Consider the following 15,463-nt stretch of genomic DNA (forward strand, 5'->3'; position numbering starts at 1 on the left):
CGTCACTTGGCGGCCTCCATGGCGACAGGCCCTCCCCCAGCCCCTCCCGCAAGCGGGAGGGGGGAAGAAACGGCACGACGAAACGCCTCCACCAGCGGCACGATCTCGGGCCGTGTCTTGAACGCCGCCCGGTTGACGATCAGCCGCGACGTCACCTCGGCGATCACTTCGACTTCCACCAGACCATTCTCCTTCAGCGTCCGCCCGGACGAGACCAGATCGACGATCCTCGGCGCCAGGCCGAGCAGCGGCGCCAGCTCCATCGCGCCGTTCAGCTTGACGCATTCCGCCTGCACGCCGCGCGCCTTGAAGTGCGCCGCCGTCACATGCGGATATTTGGTGGCAATGCGCACATGGCTCCAGCCGCGCGGATCGTCGTTGGCGGCAAGTGCCGCTGGCTCGGCGACCGAGATGCGGCAATGGCCGATGCCGAGATCGACCGGCGCGTAGAGCTCGGAATAGTCGAACTCGGCCAGCACGTCGGACCCGACAATGCCGAGCTGCGCCGCGCCGTGCGCCACGAACGTGGCGACGTCGAACGCGCGGACGCGGATCAGGTCGATGCCAGGCTGGTTGGTGGCGAAGCGCAACGCGCGGCTCTGCTCGTCGCTGAACGCCGCCTCGGGCTCGACTCCGGCGCGGCGCAGCAGCGGCACGGCCTCTTCGAGGATACGGCCTTTGGGTATCGCGATGATCAGCGGGGGGATCGGTGGTTGGGGCATGTCGTCGGGGGCTTTACGTGGGGGTGGGGCTAGGAGCAACACACGCCCGACAATTGCGGGAGATGCCAGACATGAGCGACGCAGTACGGGAAGCGTTCCGGATCCAGGAACATTATTGTGCGGCAATGAACGCGCCGATCTACGCGCGCATCTGCGCCGCGGTGGCGGAAGGCCTCAGCCACGACAGCGCGGTTGGCGCACGCGTGCTCGATTGGCCGGGCGAACCGACGCGCGACGCCTTGCCGCTCCGATTGATCGGCGGGCTGCACGCGCTGGTAATCGCCGGGCAGGACGATGCGCTGGCCTCGCTGTTCGACGGCAAGATCGAGGATGGGATGGCCATTGCGTCGATCCTGGAGCGCGTGCTGGCGCGCCACGAAGCGGCGCTGATGCCGTGGCTCGACGGGCCACCGCAGACCAACGAGCCGGGCCGCTCGGCGGCGCTGATGATCGGGCTGCTGGAAATTGCCCGGCGGCACGGCCCGAAGCTCGAGGTGCTGGAGATCGGCTCGAGCGCAGGGCTCAACCTGCTGATCGATCGCTATCGCTTCGATCTCGGCGGCACGATGATCGGGCCGGCCGAGTCGCCGGTGACGATCGTCCCCGACTGGAGCGGCGCCGCGCCCGCGTCGGTGCCGATCGACATCGTCTCGACGCGTGGCTGCGACGTTGCGACCATGGATGCGACCGATCCGGCGGTCGAGGCGCGGCTGTCCGCTTATGTCTGGGCGGAAACGCCGGCGCGGCTGGCGCGGTTGCGGGCGGCGATCGGCATGTTGCGCGCGAAAGGCGTCGCGCTCGACCAGGCCGATGCGGCGGACTGGGTCGAGGCGCGACTGGCCGAACCCCAGGCGGCGGGCGTCACCCGCGTGCTGATGCATTCGGTGGTGTGGCAATATCTGCCCGAGCCGGTGGCCGAACGGATCCGCGTGGCGATGGCCGCGGCAGGCGCGCGGGCGACGGTGGACCGGCCCTTGGCATGGGCGACGATGGAGCCGGATCGCTCGCTCGCCCACCAGGTGGTGCGGGCAAGGAGCTGGCCGGGGGAGAGCGGCTGGCAAGTGCTGGCGACGGCCCACGCGCACGCCGCCTGGGTGAAGTATGGCGCGGCAGAGGCAGGCGAGGGCATCGCACTGCCGGCGGGAGCGAAGATTACCGTCTAAATTCCTCCCCGAGCTTTGCTCGGGGAGGGGGACCGCCCGGCGCAGCCGGGGGGTGGAGGGGTAGGCCACGAAGGCTGCATTTGGGGCCTACCCCTCCACCACGCCCTGCGGGCGCGGTCCCCCTCCCCCAGCAAGCTGGGGGAGGAGTTAGTTGAGCCAACTCCTCATCGTATGCACCACCGCCTCCGGCGCTTCCCACGGCACGAAATGCCCGGCATCGACATGCACCACCGTCAGATCCGGCACCAATGCCTCCAGCCCCTCCAACTGGCTCGGCAGCAACGCCTTGTCCTGCATGCCCCAGATCACCAGCGTCGGCTGCGTCACCGGCGGGAAGGGCGCGTCGAGGAATGCCGGCCGCGCGGGCGTCTCGTCCATGCCCGGCACGACGATCTGGCTCGCGCGATACCAGTTGAGCATCGCGGTCATCGCGCCGGGCTGGCTCCACTCGTCGAGATAGGCGGCCTTGTCCTTGCCCGCAACGGTGCTGGTCAGCACCTTGGCGAAGGTCGTGCCGAAGAAGCGTTCCAGCCCGCTGCCGATCAGGCCCTTGTCGATTCCCGTGTCGCGGAAGGCGGTGATATATTGGCTCGCCTTGCGCTGATCGAGGTCGTCGAACAGCGTTTTCTGGAAGACGTATGGGTGCGGCGCGTTGAGGATGATCAGGCGGGCGACGCGGTCGGGCTTGGTCAGCGCCGCCATCCAGGCGATCGCCCCGCCCCAATCGTGGCCGACCAACGTAAAGCGGTCGATCTCGAAGTGATCGGCGAGCGCGATCAGGTCGGCGACGATCTTGTCCGGCGTGTAATCGTTGACGTCCGCCGGTTTGGACGAGCGGGCATAGCCGCGCTGGTCGGGCGCGATGACGTAATGCGTCTTGGCCAGCTCGGGGATGATGTACCGCCAGGTGCGGTGCGATTCGGGGAAGCCGTGCAGCAGGATGATCGCGGGGTTGGCGGGGTCGCCCTCCACGGCAACGTCGAGCGTGACGCCGGTGGCGAGGTCCACGCGCTGCAAATCGAAATCGGTCATTTCTTCTCCCCTCCCGCTTGCGGGAGGGGTCGGGGGAGGGCCTGACCAATCACGCGCGGAACTTGTGGGACATGCCCTCCCCTAACCCCTCCCGCAAGCGGGAGGGGTGTTTTTACGGATAACTCACCGTCAGCGGCACTTCCGGGATCGGGATCCATTCCTTGTCATCCCCCGGCACTTTGGGAAACGCCCCCGCCTGCCACGCGCGCTTCGCCTCGTTGATGCGATCGCGGCTCGAACTGACGAAATTCCACCATACGTGGCGTGGCGTCGCGAACGCCTCCCCACCGCACAGCATCACCCGCGCGCCCGTCGCGGATTTGAGCGAGGTCGAAATCCCCGGCTTCAATACATACAGCACCATCGGCTCCAGCGTCATGCCGTCGAGCGTCGCCGCGCCCATTGAGAGATAGACGGCCCGCTCGTCCGCACCGGCATCGATTGGCACTTCGCCACCGGCGTCGAGCACGATATCGGCGTAGATCGTGCTGGCATAGGTGGTGGTCGGCGCCGAGACGCCCCACAGATCGCCCATGATCACGCGCGCCCGCGCGCCCGTCGTCTCGACCGTCGGGAGCGCGGCCTTTTCGACATGCTCGAACGCCGGGTCCATCTCCTCGTCTTTCTCGGGCAGCGCGATCCAGGTCTGGATGCCGGACAGTTCCGGCCCGGCCGCGCGCTCGGACAGTGGCGAGCGTTCGGAATGGACGATGCCGTGGCCGGCGGTCATCAGATTGACCGCGCCGGGCGCGATCGTCGCCATCGTGCCGAGCGAATCGCGATGCTCCAGCCCGCCGGCATACAGATAGGTCACCGTCGCCAGATTGATGTGCGGGTGCGGGCGCACGTCGATACCGGCCCCGATGGCGAGCTGCGACGGGCCCATCTGGTCGAAGAACAGGAACGGCCCGACCATCGTGCGCTGCTTGTTGGGCAAGGTGCGGTGGACCTTGAACCCGCCGAGATCGTGGCTGACCGGCAGGATCGTCTGCAGGATCAGGTCGTCATTGATCATCATTGGCCTCCAGCAGGGCGAGCAGGTCGTGCGGGTAGGTCACTTCATCGTGCGCCGCGATGTCGCCGCGTGTAAACCAGCGCCAGTCACGCATCACGCGGCGTTCCAGCGCGGTATGGCCGGCGGTGTCGATATCTGAAGCGTCGGTGGTGACGCGGAAATAGCGTTCGTCGGCGGTGACCTCGACGCCCTCGATGGTCAGGAAATCGGCGGTGCGCTGGGCGATCTGCGGGCCGGGATCGAGCGCCAGCCCGGTTTCCTCGATCAGTTCGCGCGCCGCGGCCTGCTCATAGCTCTCCCCGGGATCGACCGCCCCGCCCGGCGTGCACCAGAAGGGCGGGCGATCGTCGGGGGTAAAGCGGAACAGCAGCACGCGGCCCGCTGCGTCGGTGAGCAGGATGCGCGCGGCGGGGCGGGGGAGTCTCACGCCGCATCCAACGCACGATGGCGCAAGAGGCGCGCGGTGTTGAACGCCCCCACGGGCTGCTGGTTATGGCAATAGACCATATTATTCACCCGGCGCGCGTGCCCGGATCGCCAGCGCATGGATGCGGTCCCGCAGCAGGTCCGCCAGCGCCTGGTTGATCAGCCGCTGCCGCTGCACGCGCGATAAGCCGGCAAAGGCCGCGCTCTCGATCTCGACCGAGAAATGCGATTCGCCGGTGCCATTGTCGCCCATATGGCCGGCATGCTGCGCGCTATCGTTGCTGACGATGAGATGCGTCGGATCGAGCGCTGCGGTCAGCCGAGCGGAGATCTGGTCGACGAGGGGCGTGGTGGCGAGGTCTGTCATCCACCCTATATAACCTCCTTTTGGCATTCGGGGAGCCGTGTGACGGAGCAGCGCGAAAAGAAGGACCGGCCGGGGGTGCGCTTCCACGGCCGGATTCCCGATACCGGGCAGGGCTGCGCCGAGCCCGGCTGCCCCGAGCCGGGCGAATTCCGCGCGCCGTTGCTGGAGGGCGTCGGCGGCGGGCATGAGGGCCCACGGCCGTATCGCTGGCTGTGCCTCGAGCATGTCCGCGCGTTCAACGCCGGCTATAATTTCTTCAACGGCATGAGCGTCGACGAGATCCACGACGCGCAGCGCCCGTTCGCCGGCTGGGAGCGCGAGACGCGTGCCTTCACCGGTAATGGCGGCGCGGACCGGCCGCCCAAATGGGCCGACTTCGCCGATCCGCTGGATGCCATCGGCGCCCGCTTCCAGCGCCGGACGGAAGCGCGCCAGGACGGGCGGCCCCTGTCGGAGGTCGATCGCCGCTCGCTCAAGGTGCTCGGGCTGGGCACCGATGTCGATCGGCGCGGCTTGCGCTCGCGTTATGCCGAACTGGTGCGGCGCTATCATCCCGACCGCAATGGCGGCGACCGCAGCCACGAAAAAGCGCTGCAGGACGTGATTGCCGCCTATACGCAGCTCAAGAGCGCGGTGGCGTTCGCGTGATCCCGCCACCGCTGTGCTCCTGCGAAGGGAGGAGCCCAGGGCCACGAACGGTGTGCGTGCTACTCTAGGCTCCTGCTTCCGCAGGAGTACAGCGGTGCGGAGATTACTTCTGCGATGCGATCCAATCGTCGATCTTCTGCTCCAGCACCGGCATCGGCAGCGCCCCCGAATCGAGCACCGCGGCATGGAACCCGCGCGGATCGAACTTCGCGCCCAACGCCGCCTTGGCCTTCGCCTTGGCGCGCAGAATCGTCAGCTGCCCGATTTTGTAGGCCAGTGCCTGCCCCGGAATGGCGATATAGCGCTCGACCTCGGCCGTCGCGTCGGTCTTCGCCATCGGCGAATTGTCGAGCATGTATTTGATCGATTGGTCGCGGCTCCAGCCCTTGGCGTGGATCCCGGTATCGACCACCAGCCGCATGGCGCGCAGCATCTCGTCGGAAAGCCCGCCCATGCGCTGGTACGGATCGGTCTCCATGCCGAGCTCGGGCCACAAGGTCTCGGCATAGAGCGCCCAGCCCTCGACATAGGCGGTGTTGCCGCCGAAGCGCATGAACGCCGGCAGCTTCTCGTTCTCCGCTGCCAAGCTGATCTGGAAATGATGCCCCGGCACCGCTTCGTGCAGGAACAGCGTTTCCGTGCCCCAGGTGTAGCGCGAGGGCAGGTCGTAGGTATTGTAGAAGAACGTGCCGGGCCGCGAGCCATCGACCGTACCGTCCTGGTACGAGCCGCCGGCATCGGTCTTTTCCTTATAGTCCGGCACCGGGCGGATCACGAGCTTGCTGCGCGGGATCAGCGAGAATTGCTCGCGGATGCGCGTATCGATGCGCCGGCCGATCGCTTCATAGGCAAGCCGCAATTCTTCCTTGGTCTTGGGCTGGAAGCGTGGATCGCTGCGCAGGAAAGTGAAGAACTCCGCCAGCGTGCCGTTGAAGCCGACCTTCTGCTTCTGCGTCTCCATGTCCGTCAGGATCCGCGCCACTTCGGACAGGCCGAGCTGGTGGACGTCCTCGGCTTTCAGCGGCAGGGTCGTGCTCTGCTCGATCAGATAATCGTACAGCTTGGCCCCGCCCGGCATCGCGGATAGGCCGACGCTGTCGCGCGCCGCCGCCAGATAGGTGTTGGCGAGGAAATCGCGCATGCGCTGATGCGCCGGGATCAGCACGTCCTTGATCTGCGCCGCATAAGCCGCGCGCAGCCGCGCTTGCTCGGCCGCCGGGATCGTCGCCGGGAGGGTCTTCACCGGCCCGTAGAAGGTCGATCCCTCCACGCCCTGTGCGATGATATTGTCGAACTGCTCGATCATGTTGCGCACGGTCAGCTTGGGCTGCACCACGCCGCTCTTCATGCCCTGGCGAAAGCGCGCGATCGCCGCATCCAGCTGCACCGCATATTGCGCGTTGCGCTTCAGATTGTTCTGGTAATCGAGCAGGGTCTTGAACGGCGCTGCGCCCTGGCCCGAGGCGATGTCGGGATAGAAGCCCTGGATGCCGTTGAAATGGTCGAGCGGGCGGACGATCGTCAACGCGACGATATCGGGCTCCGAGCCGCGCAACGAGCGCAGCGTGCCGAAGCGGAACACGTCATAGGCGAGCTGATCGACCGGGGTCAGCTTGTCGCGCTTGATCGCCTCCAGCCGGCGCAGATCGCTCTGGCTGGCGGCGCGGTCGGCGGCGATCGCCTGATCGGAGAAGAAGTCGCCGAGCCGGTCGGCATAGCGCAGATCGCCGCGGAACAGCGCGCTGATCGGGTTGCGCTGCAGGCTCGCTTCGTCGCTGTCGTGGAACAGTTGCTTGAGCTTGGCGTCCTCCGGCCCGTCGCCCGGCACCGCGACTGGCTTGGCCAGCTGTTGCGCCGTGGCCGGCAGGGACAGGAGCATGGTGGAGGCGAGCAGGACGGCAAGGCGAAGCGGTGTTTTAATCATGGAATACACCTAGATCGCCACTCACCGCGCCGCAAGGCCGGTCCGTGGCAAACCTGTGATTGTCGCTGGCCAACAATTCGGGGCATACCGCCCGCGGGCATGATCGCCCAATTGGGGCCTCATGACGACACCGACCATTCTCACGCACCTCGATCGCCTCGAAGCCGAAAGCATCCAGATCCTGCGCGAAGTGGTGGCCGAGGCGGAGCGCCCGGTGATGCTCTATTCGGTCGGGAAGGATAGCGCGGTGATGCTGCACCTCGCGCGCAAGGCCTTCTATCCGTCGCCGCCGCCCTTCCCGCTGCTGCATGTCGATACGACGTGGAAATTCCGCGATATGTATCGCTTACGCGATCGCATGGCGCAGGAGAGCGGCATGGAGCTGCTCGTCTATCGCAATCCCGATGCCGAGGCGCGCGGCATCAACCCGTTCGATCATGGCGGGCTGCACACCGATCTATGGAAGACCGAAGGGCTCAAGCAAGCGCTGGATAAATATGGCTTCGACGCGGCGTTCGGCGGCGCCCGGCGCGACGAGGAGAAATCGCGCGCCAAGGAGCGCGTGTTCAGCTTCCGCTCGGCCAATCACCGCTGGGACCCGAAGAACCAGCGCCCCGAACTGTGGCACCTCTACAATGCGCGCAAGGCCAAGGGCGAGAGCATCCGCGTGTTTCCGATCTCCAATTGGACCGAGCTCGACATCTGGCAATATATCCAGGCCGAGGACATCCCGATCGTCCCGCTCTATTTCGCCGCCCCCCGCCCGACGGTGGAGCGCGACGGCATGCTGCTGATGGTCGACGACGATCGCTTCCGCTTGGCACCGGGCGAAGTGCCGGTCGAACGCTCGATCCGTTTCCGCACGCTTGGTTGCTATCCGCTGACGGGCGCAGTGGAGAGCGAGGCGACCACGCTCAGCCAGGTGATCCAGGAAATGCTGCTCACCACCACCAGCGAACGGCAGGGCCGTGCGATCGATCACGATCAGGCCGGCAGCATGGAGAAGAAGAAGCAGGAGGGGTATTTCTGATGGGCGTTAACCTCACGCCGGACGCCACTGCTCCCCTCCCGCTTGCGGGAGGGGCTGGGGGAGGGCCTGTCAATCAATCGGGCGGTGCGTTAGCGGACATGCCCTCCCCCAACCCCTCCCGCAAGCGGGAGGGGAGCTATCAAACCGATGCCCTCATCGCCTCCGATATCGACGCCTACCTCCACAGCCACGCCCACAAATCCCTCCTCCGCTTCATCACCTGCGGCAGCGTGGACGACGGCAAGTCCACCCTGATCGGCCGCCTGCTCTACGACAGCAAAACGATCTTCGAGGACCAGCTCGCCGCGCTCGAAGCCGACAGCAAGCGCGTCGGCACGCAAGGCCAGAACATCGATTTCGCCCTGCTCGTCGACGGCCTCGCCGCGGAGCGCGAACAGGGCATCACGATCGATGTCGCCTACCGCTTCTTCTCGACCGAAAAGCGCAAGTTCATCGTCGCCGACACGCCCGGCCACGAACAATATACCCGCAACATGGTCACCGGCGCCTCGACCGCCGATCTCGCAGTGATCCTGATCGACGCGCGCAAGGGCGTGCTGACGCAGACGCGGCGCCATTCCTATCTGTGCCACCTGATCGGCATCCGCAATCTCGTGCTGGCGGTGAACAAGATGGACCTGGTCGGCTACGATCAGGCCACCTATGCGGACATTGTCGCCGACTATACGGAGTTCGCCGAGAGTATCGGTATCGCCGCGTTCACCGCCATGCCGATCTCGGGCTTCGCCGGCGATAACATCACCACCCTGTCGACCAACACCCCCTGGTATGCCGGCCCCACGCTGATCGAGCATCTCGAAACGGTGCCGCTCGAGGTCGAGGCCGAACAGGCCAAGCCGTTCCGCATGGCGGTGCAATGGGTCAACCGCCCCAATCTCGATTTTCGCGGCTTTTCCGGCATGATCGCCAGCGGCGCCGTCGCGCCGGGCGACAAGATCCGCGTGCTGCCCTCGGGCCGCACGTCGAGCATCGCGCGCATCGTCACGGCCGACGGCGATCTGCCGCACGCCGTCGCCGGCCAGTCCGTCACGTTGACCTTCGCCGACGAAATCGATTGTTCGCGCGGCGACGTCATCGCGGCGGCGGAGAGTCCGCCCCAGGCCGCCGACCAGTTCGAAGCGACGATCGTGTGGATGGCCGAGGAGCCGTTGCTGCCCGGCCGCGCTTTGTGGCTCAAATCCGCCACGCGCACCGTCAGCGCCACGGTGCAGGCGCCGAAACACGCGGTCGACATCAACACGATGGCCAAATTGTCGGTCAAGACGCTCGGGCTCAACGATATCGGCGTGGCCGAAGTCTATACCGACCGCGACATCGCGTTCGAGCCCTATGCAGACAGTCACGAGTTGGGCGGCTTCATCCTGATCGACAAGATCACCAATGCCACCGTCGCCGCGGGCATGTTCAACTTCGCCTTGCGCCGCAGCCAGAACGTCCATTGGCAGGCGATCGACATTACCCGGGAAGCGCATGCCCGGCTCAAGGGCCAGAACCCCAAGCTGCTATGGTTCACCGGCCTGTCCGGCTCGGGCAAGTCGACTATCGCCAATCTGGTCGAGAAGAAGTTGCACGCGCTGGGTCGCCACTCCTTCCTGCTCGACGGGGACAATATCCGCCACGGGCTCAACAAGGATCTCGATTTCTCCGATGCGGGCCGGATCGAGAATATCCGGCGCGTCGGCGAGGTCGCCAAATTGATGACCGATGCCGGGCTGATCGTGCTCACCGCCTTCATCTCGCCGTTCCGCGTCGAACGCGCGCTGGTGCGCAACATGCTGCCGGCGGGCGAGTTCGTCGAAGTGTTCGTCGATACCCCGCTCGAGGTGGCCGAGGCGCGCGACGTGAAGGGCCTGTATGCCAAGGCGCGCTCGGGCGCCCTCAAGAACTTCACCGGCATCGACAGTCCCTATGAGGCGCCGATCAATGCCGAGATCCGCGTCGATACGACGCGCGAAAGTCCCGAGGCGGCGGCCGAGCGTATCGTCGAGCATGTCATGGGCGTGTGGAGTTACGATCTGTGACCCCCGCTTCCTTCAACGATGCCGAGCTTGCACGCGACATTGCCGAGGAGGCAGGTCGGTTGCTACTGGCGATCCGCGCCGAGGGTCGTGAAACGGGCAAGGCGCTCGGCGTGCGCGGTGACGATGAGGCTAACGCGCTGATCCTCGCCCGGCTGGCGGCGGCGCGGCCCGACGATGCGATCCTGTCGGAAGAAGCGAGCGACGATCGCGTGCGCTGCGCCTGCCCGCGCGTGTGGATCGTCGATCCGCTGGACGGAACGCGCGAATATTCCGAGGGGCGTGACGATTGGGCCGTGCATGTCGCGCTGGCGGTGGACCGCGTGCCGCTGATCGGCGCGGTGGCGTTGCCGGCGCAGGGCGTGACGTTCGACAGCGATCAGCATTTCGCGTCCATCGCGACGCCCAAGCGCCCGCGCATGGTGGTCAGCCGCTCGCGTCCACCGGAGGCGGCGGTCAAGGTCGCGGCGGCGCTCGATGCCGAACTGATCCCGATGGGCTCGGCCGGCGCCAAGGCGATGGCCGTGGTCGATGGCCGCGCCGATATCTACCTGCACTCGGGCGGCCAATATGAATGGGACAATTGCGCGCCCGCTGCGGTGGCGATCGCCGCGGGGCTGAGCGCGACGCGGCTGGATGGCTCGCCGCTCGTGTACAATTGCCACGATCCGATGCTGCCGGACCTGCTGATCTGCCGCGCGGACTTGCGGGACGTGGTGCTGGAGATTTTGGCGCGCCCGCCCGCCTGACTCCCCCACCGTCACCCCGGACTTGATCCGGGGCCCAGCTTTTTACTTCTAGCCGGCGAGCAAGAAGCCGGGCCCCGGATCAAGCCCGGGGCGACGAAAGCTAGGGCAGGTCAGGGAATAAGGTGGGGAGCTTCTGTTGCTCGGTGCTCCCCGTACCGCCGGAATCCGCTTCTGTTGCCCGGTGCGGCCCAACCGCGCTTTTGTCGTTAGTAAACTAGACCGTTAGGTCCGGTTTACGCCGCAATCGCGAGTGCATCGTTGTCGTTAGCACTTGTGGTTTTGAGCCTATAAACGGTTACTCAGCCGTGGCAAAAACAGCACTTTTGAACACACGTCGATCCTGCTTCGGCCCCGTCAGAATCCGTCCTGAAAGAACGGGTTGTGGTGGAGCCGCCGGGTACTGCCCCCGGGTCCGTTGCGTCTATTATGTACCGCCATTTATCACCATAGTCTCCGGGGCAAGCCCCTTATGACCCGTCCGATATAGGAAGATCCGGCGGTTTTGCAAAGCCCCGCCTTTTACTCGCCACAAATCCGGGGCATGGCAGCATATCATGCTTACCCAGCGTTCCCGTTATGCCTTGCGCGCCATGTTGTTCCTGGCCGAAGCGCCGCCCGGCGGCCCGCCGATTCCGATGAACAAGATCGCCGCGACCGCCAATGTGCCGCGCAAGTTCCTCGAACTGATCCTCGCCGATCTGCGCGAGGCGGGCTTCCTGCACAGCCATCGCGGCAAGATGGGCGGCTATTGCCTGTCGCGCCCGACCCACCTGATCTCGCTCGGCGAGATCATCCGCGTGATTGAAGGCCCGCTCGCCTTGGTGCCGTGCGTCAGCCGCACCGCCTACCGGTCGTGCAACGATTGCCATGACGAGGCGACCTGCGCGATCCGCCACGCCATGCTCCGCGTGCGCGACGAGACGGCACGCATCCTCGACGGTACCAGCCTCGCCGATGCCGCGGCGGAAGAGCTGGCGGCGGCGTAACTCACTATCGTCAGGACGACGGAATGTTGGGCCGCGCCCGCAACTCGTCCCGGATATCGCGCAGCAAGGCGATCTCCGCCGGCTCCACCGCCGGCGCCACCGGCGCTTCGTCCGGTTTGGGCATCAACCGGTTCACCGCGCGGATCAGCAGGAAGATGATGAACGCCAGGATCACGAAATTGACCGCTGCCGTCACGAACGCGCCATAGCCGAACACCGGCACGCCGGCCTTTTTCAGCGCGGCATAATCGGACGATCCGACCAATGCCGCCGGCACTTCGCCGAGCACGACGAAATAGCTCGAGAAATCCAGTCCGCCGAAGATCCGCCCGATGATCGGCATGATCACGTCGTCGGTCAGCGAGGTGACGATCTTGCCGAACGCCGCGCCGATGATCACCGCCACCGCCAGATCGAGCACGTTGCCGCGCGCGATGAAGATCTTGAACTCCTTGAACATCAGCGAGCGCCTTCCGATTTTGCGTGTCACCGGGCACGCTACCCGGCTATCAGGGCGCTTGCCAAGGGTTGGAGGGATCCAGATGAACTATCGTGCCGTCTTCGCAATGCTGTCCGTCGTGTTGTTGTCCGCATGCGGGATCAACAGCATCCCCACGGCCGAAGAGAATGCCAAGGCGCGCTGGGCCGATGTGCAGAACCAGTATCAGCGTCGCGCCGATCTCATCCCCAATCTCGTCTCGACCGTGAAGGCGGCCGGCGCGCAGGAAAAGGACATTCTGGTCCAGGTCACGCAGGCGCGCGGCGCGGCGAGCCAGGTCAAATTGTCCGGCGAGCAACTGAGCGATCCCGCCGCGGTGGCCAATTTCGAGCGCGCGCAGAACGCCATCACGCTCTCGCTGCAGCGCCTGCAGGAGGCCTATCCCGAGCTCAAGAGCCAGGGCAATTACACCACCTTGATGAGCCAGCTCGAAGGCACCGAGAACCGCATCACCATCGCGCGCAACGATTATAACGGCGCCGTGCAGGCCTATAACACGCGCATCCGCACCTTCCCCGACGCGATCGGCGCCAAGGTATTCTACGGCGCCAAGCCGCTGGTGCCGTTCCAGGCCACCACGCCCGGCGCCGAGACCGCGCCGACGGTCAATTTCGGTAGCTGAAGCCTCCGGGGCCGCCGCCGCGCGGCCCCTCCCTCCACTCGGAAGGCCAAGCGTGCAGCGTCCAACGGCTCTGAACTCTCTGTCTATCGTCGCGCAACGCCTGTGGGCGAGCATCGCCCTTGTCCTGCTGTGCCTGATCGCCGCGCCAGTGCAGGCGCAGACCTTCCCCAAATTCACCGGTCTGGTGGTCGACGACGCCAACGTCTTGCCGCCCGCCGTCAAGGCCGATCTGACAACCAAGCTTGAGGCGCTGCAGAAAGACACCAATCGCCAGGTCGTCGTCGCCACGATCGGCGACATGCAAGGCTATCCGCTCGAGGAATATGGCTACAAGCTCGGTCGCGCCTGGCGCGTGGGGCTCGCAAATGCCGATAATGGCGTGGTCATCTTCGTCGCGCCGAACAACCCGACGGGTCAGCGCGGTCCGCGGATCGAAGTCGGCCGCGGGCTGGAGCCGATCCTGACGGATGCGCTGAGCAGCGTGATCATCAACGAACAGATGATGCCCAAGCTGCGCAATGGCGGCGACGTCGCCGGCGCGCTGACGGCGGGCACCGACGCGGTCGTGGCGCAATTGCGCGCCTCTCCGGAAGAAGCGCAGGCCAAGGTCGATGCCGCCGTCGCGGCGTTCGACAAGGCGCAGCCGCGCGCACGCACGTCGAGCGGCGGCGGCATTCCGCTCGGCCTGATCTTCTGGGTGTTCGTGATCGCCTTTGTCGCTCTGTCGTTCCTGCGCCGCAGGAGCGGTCGCGGGCAGCGCTACCGCGGCGATGGCGGCGGCAGCGGGATCCTGCCGGTGGTGCTGTGGTCGATCGCCAACGAGATCGGCAACAGCGCGATGCGCGGCGGCGGTGGCGGCGGCGGCAGTAGCTGGGGCGGCGGTGGCGGCGGAAGCGGCGGCGGCGGCTGGGGTGGCGGCGGCTTTACCGGCGGTGGTGGCGGCTCGTTTGGAGGCGGTGGCGCCTCGGGGAGCTGGTGATGCGCTTGACCGATCAGGATCATGCCAAGGTAACCGCGGCGGTGACCGCGGCCGAATTGCGCACCGCGGGTGAGATCGTCACCGTCGTGGCGCGGCGCTCCGACAAGTATAACGACGTGGCGGCGCACGCCGGCGTGCTGGCGATGTTGCTGGTGTTGGCGGCGCTGTCGATCTGGCCCGGCATTGGCGATTGGCTACACGGCCTGTTCTACGATCCGTGGGCGGCGCCGCAGCCCGGCGCGCCTTATGCCATCGCGCTGCTGCTCGCGGCGATCGCCTATTTGGTCGGTCGTTATGCGCTGGCATCGCTCCCCTTGCGCATCGCGCTCACCCCCGGCGCGACCAAGACGCGCCGGGTACGCGCCCGCGCGCTCGATCTGTTCCGCACCAGCGCGGAGAAGCGCACCGCCGGCGCCACCGGCGTGCTGATCTATCTCAGCCTGGATGAACATCGCGCCGAATTGATCGCCGACGCCGCGATCCATTCGAAAGTCCCGGCCGAAATCTGGGGCGCAGCCATGGCGGCGTTGGTCGCTGCGGTGAAGGACGACCGGCCCGGCGACGGCATGGCCGAGGCCGTGGCGCAGGTCGGCGTGGTGCTCGCCGAACACTTTCCGCGCATTGATGGCGATCGCAACGAACTGCCCGACCGGCTGATCGAACTATGAGCGACGATCCCGTCGAAACCGTGTGGCAGGGCCGCTTCATCACCGCCAAGCGCCAGGGCAAATGGGAATATGTCGCGCGCGCGCGCAATATCCAGGCGGCGGTGATCGTGGCGATCGACGATGACGACCATGTCCTGCTGGTCGAGCAATATCGCGTGCCGCTGGGGCGTCGCTGCCTCGAACTGCCCGCCGGGCTGGTCGGCGACGAGACCGAGGGGGAGGACGTGCTCGAGTCCGCCGGCCGCGAGCTCGAGGAGGAAACCGGCTACCGCGCGGCAGACCTTCGCTCGCTGGGCGAATTCTATTCGTCACCCGGGCTGGCCAGTGAGGGGTTTACGCTGGTGCGGGCCACCGGGCTGACTCAGGTGAGTAAAGGCGGCGGAACGGCCGATGAGGACATTCTCGTCCACCGCGTCGCGCTGGCGGCGCTGCCGGGATTCGTCGAGGCCAAGCGCGCGGAAGGCGTGGCGATCGACGTCAAGATGTTGCTGCTGATCAGCGGCGCGGTGCTGGCATAGAGCTTCCCGGACCCGTCACCCCGGCCTTGAGCCGGGGCCCAGCTTCTTCGCCCAGCTTCTTCATCGCCGCAAAGCT

At 66.3% G+C, this 15,463-nt stretch carries 17 protein-coding genes and 1 other RNA gene; 10 read left to right on the forward strand and 8 right to left on the reverse strand.

Annotated elements, in window-relative coordinates:
• Nucleotides 1-2: 2 nt before the first annotated feature.
• A complete protein-coding gene (gene hisG / locus U1739_RS10545; protein ID WP_332707683.1) occupies nucleotides 3-722 on the reverse strand; it encodes an ATP phosphoribosyltransferase in 720 nt (239 codons plus the stop codon).
• A 71-nt stretch (nucleotides 723-793) separates the two neighbouring features.
• Here hisG and U1739_RS10550 point away from each other — a divergent pair, with 71 nt between their 5' ends.
• Nucleotides 794-1,885, forward strand: coding sequence for a DUF2332 domain-containing protein (locus U1739_RS10550; RefSeq protein WP_332707686.1), 1,092 nt, complete (start codon nucleotides 794-796; stop codon nucleotides 1,883-1,885).
• Between the two features lie 147 nt (nucleotides 1,886-2,032).
• Here U1739_RS10550 and U1739_RS10555 read toward each other — a convergent pair whose 3' ends face one another.
• The 4 genes from U1739_RS10555 to U1739_RS10570 all read right to left on the reverse strand — a co-directional run bounded on the left by U1739_RS10555 (nucleotide 2,033) and on the right by U1739_RS10570 (nucleotide 4,725).
• Nucleotides 2,033-2,917 (reverse strand): alpha/beta fold hydrolase, encoded by an 885-nt coding sequence (locus U1739_RS10555; RefSeq protein WP_332707689.1) that lies wholly within the window; start codon nucleotides 2,915-2,917, stop codon nucleotides 2,033-2,035.
• Nucleotides 2,918-3,029: 112 nt separating this feature from the next.
• On the reverse strand, nucleotides 3,030-3,932 hold the full coding sequence (locus tag U1739_RS10560) for a pirin family protein (protein WP_332707691.1): 903 nt from the start codon (nucleotides 3,930-3,932) through the stop codon (nucleotides 3,030-3,032).
• Entirely contained in the window at nucleotides 3,922-4,359 is a 438-nt protein-coding gene (locus U1739_RS10565; protein WP_332707694.1) for an NUDIX hydrolase, read from the reverse strand. The genes U1739_RS10560 and U1739_RS10565 overlap by 11 nt, the downstream gene beginning before the upstream one ends.
• A gap of 81 nt (nucleotides 4,360-4,440) precedes the next feature.
• Nucleotides 4,441-4,725, reverse strand: coding sequence for a BolA family protein (locus U1739_RS10570; protein WP_332707697.1), 285 nt, complete (start codon nucleotides 4,723-4,725; stop codon nucleotides 4,441-4,443).
• Nucleotides 4,726-4,764: 39 nt separating this feature from the next.
• Here U1739_RS10570 and U1739_RS10575 point away from each other — a divergent pair, with 39 nt between their 5' ends.
• The gene (locus U1739_RS10575) at nucleotides 4,765-5,373 is read left to right on the forward strand and encodes a J domain-containing protein (protein WP_332707700.1); all 609 of its coding nucleotides are present in this window, start codon (nucleotides 4,765-4,767) and stop codon (nucleotides 5,371-5,373) included.
• Between the two features lie 103 nt (nucleotides 5,374-5,476).
• Here the strand turns inward: U1739_RS10575 and U1739_RS10580 are convergent, their stop codons facing one another.
• On the reverse strand, nucleotides 5,477-7,297 hold the full coding sequence (locus tag U1739_RS10580) for a DUF885 domain-containing protein (RefSeq protein ID WP_332707703.1): 1,821 nt from the start codon (nucleotides 7,295-7,297) through the stop codon (nucleotides 5,477-5,479).
• 121 nt (nucleotides 7,298-7,418) lie between these two features.
• Here U1739_RS10580 and cysD point away from each other — a divergent pair, with 121 nt between their 5' ends.
• The 3 genes from cysD (at nucleotide 7,419) to U1739_RS10595 (ending at nucleotide 11,115) form a co-directional block, all read left to right on the forward strand.
• Nucleotides 7,419-8,327, forward strand: coding sequence for a sulfate adenylyltransferase subunit CysD (gene cysD, locus U1739_RS10585; RefSeq protein WP_332707706.1), 909 nt, complete (start codon nucleotides 7,419-7,421; stop codon nucleotides 8,325-8,327).
• Nucleotides 8,328-8,425: 98 nt separating this feature from the next.
• A complete protein-coding gene (cysN, locus tag U1739_RS10590; RefSeq protein WP_332707709.1) occupies nucleotides 8,426-10,369 on the forward strand; it encodes a sulfate adenylyltransferase subunit CysN in 1,944 nt (647 codons plus the stop codon).
• Nucleotides 10,366-11,115 carry a 3'(2'),5'-bisphosphate nucleotidase CysQ gene (locus U1739_RS10595; RefSeq protein WP_332707712.1) on the forward strand — a complete coding sequence of 250 codons (750 nt, stop codon included), beginning with the start codon at nucleotides 10,366-10,368 and terminating at the stop codon, nucleotides 11,113-11,115. Before cysN ends, U1739_RS10595 begins: the two co-directional genes overlap by 4 nt.
• Nucleotides 11,116-11,275: 160 nt before the next feature.
• On the opposite strand, the gene ssrA is transcribed toward U1739_RS10595, so the two are convergent.
• Nucleotides 11,276-11,628: a transfer-messenger RNA gene (gene ssrA, locus U1739_RS10600) on the reverse strand.
• A gap of 41 nt (nucleotides 11,629-11,669) precedes the next feature.
• On the opposite strand from ssrA, the gene U1739_RS10605 reads away from it, so the two are divergent.
• The gene (locus U1739_RS10605) at nucleotides 11,670-12,101 is read left to right on the forward strand and encodes an RrF2 family transcriptional regulator (protein ID WP_332707715.1); all 432 of its coding nucleotides are present in this window, start codon (nucleotides 11,670-11,672) and stop codon (nucleotides 12,099-12,101) included.
• A 10-nt stretch (nucleotides 12,102-12,111) separates the two neighbouring features.
• On the opposite strand, the gene mscL is transcribed toward U1739_RS10605, so the two are convergent.
• A complete protein-coding gene (gene mscL / locus U1739_RS10610) occupies nucleotides 12,112-12,561 on the reverse strand; it encodes a large conductance mechanosensitive channel protein MscL (protein WP_332707718.1) in 450 nt (149 codons plus the stop codon).
• A gap of 82 nt (nucleotides 12,562-12,643) precedes the next feature.
• Between mscL and U1739_RS10615 the strand changes: the two genes are divergently transcribed.
• From U1739_RS10615 to U1739_RS10630, 4 genes are read left to right on the forward strand one after another with little or no spacing between them, the layout of a single operon-like run.
• Nucleotides 12,644-13,222 carry a LemA family protein gene (locus U1739_RS10615; RefSeq protein ID WP_332707721.1) on the forward strand — a complete coding sequence of 193 codons (579 nt, stop codon included), beginning with the start codon at nucleotides 12,644-12,646 and terminating at the stop codon, nucleotides 13,220-13,222.
• 52 nt (nucleotides 13,223-13,274) lie between these two features.
• Nucleotides 13,275-14,201, forward strand: coding sequence for a TPM domain-containing protein (locus tag U1739_RS10620; RefSeq protein ID WP_332707724.1), 927 nt, complete (start codon nucleotides 13,275-13,277; stop codon nucleotides 14,199-14,201).
• Nucleotides 14,201-14,869 (forward strand): TPM domain-containing protein, encoded by a 669-nt coding sequence (locus tag U1739_RS10625; RefSeq protein ID WP_332707727.1) that lies wholly within the window; start codon nucleotides 14,201-14,203, stop codon nucleotides 14,867-14,869. Before U1739_RS10620 ends, U1739_RS10625 begins: the two co-directional genes overlap by 1 nt.
• Nucleotides 14,866-15,387, forward strand: a complete 522-nt coding sequence (locus U1739_RS10630; protein WP_332707730.1) for an NUDIX hydrolase — start codon at nucleotides 14,866-14,868, stop codon at nucleotides 15,385-15,387. Before U1739_RS10625 ends, U1739_RS10630 begins: the two co-directional genes overlap by 4 nt.
• The last annotated feature ends 76 nt before the right edge of the window (nucleotides 15,388-15,463 follow it).

The sequence above is a fragment of the Parasphingomonas puruogangriensis genome, assembly GCF_036663635.1.
Taxonomy (GTDB): domain Bacteria; phylum Pseudomonadota; class Alphaproteobacteria; order Sphingomonadales; family Sphingomonadaceae; genus Sphingomonas.

Excerpts from the sequence above, each read along its gene's own strand:
- hisG (WP_332707683.1), bottom strand. The coding sequence starts at position 722 with ATGCCCCAACCACCGATCCCCCCGCTGATCATCGCGATACCCAAAGGC.
- U1739_RS10550 (WP_332707686.1), top strand. The coding sequence starts at position 794 with ATGAGCGACGCAGTACGGGAAGCGTTCCGGATCCAGGAACATTATTGT.
- U1739_RS10555 (WP_332707689.1), bottom strand. The coding sequence starts at position 2,917 with ATGACCGATTTCGATTTGCAGCGCGTGGACCTCGCCACCGGCGTCACG.
- U1739_RS10560 (WP_332707691.1), bottom strand. The coding sequence starts at position 3,932 with ATGATCAATGACGACCTGATCCTGCAGACGATCCTGCCGGTCAGCCAC.
- U1739_RS10570 (WP_332707697.1), bottom strand. The coding sequence starts at position 4,725 with ATGACAGACCTCGCCACCACGCCCCTCGTCGACCAGATCTCCGCTCGG.
- U1739_RS10580 (WP_332707703.1), bottom strand. The coding sequence starts at position 7,297 with ATGATTAAAACACCGCTTCGCCTTGCCGTCCTGCTCGCCTCCACCATG.
- cysD (WP_332707706.1), top strand. The coding sequence starts at position 7,419 with ATGACGACACCGACCATTCTCACGCACCTCGATCGCCTCGAAGCCGAA.
- cysN (WP_332707709.1), top strand. The coding sequence starts at position 8,426 with ATGCCCTCCCCCAACCCCTCCCGCAAGCGGGAGGGGAGCTATCAAACC.
- U1739_RS10605 (WP_332707715.1), top strand. The coding sequence starts at position 11,670 with ATGCTTACCCAGCGTTCCCGTTATGCCTTGCGCGCCATGTTGTTCCTG.
- mscL (WP_332707718.1), bottom strand. The coding sequence starts at position 12,561 with ATGTTCAAGGAGTTCAAGATCTTCATCGCGCGCGGCAACGTGCTCGAT.
- U1739_RS10615 (WP_332707721.1), top strand. The coding sequence starts at position 12,644 with ATGAACTATCGTGCCGTCTTCGCAATGCTGTCCGTCGTGTTGTTGTCC.
- U1739_RS10625 (WP_332707727.1), top strand. The coding sequence starts at position 14,201 with ATGCGCTTGACCGATCAGGATCATGCCAAGGTAACCGCGGCGGTGACC.
- U1739_RS10630 (WP_332707730.1), top strand. The coding sequence starts at position 14,866 with ATGAGCGACGATCCCGTCGAAACCGTGTGGCAGGGCCGCTTCATCACC.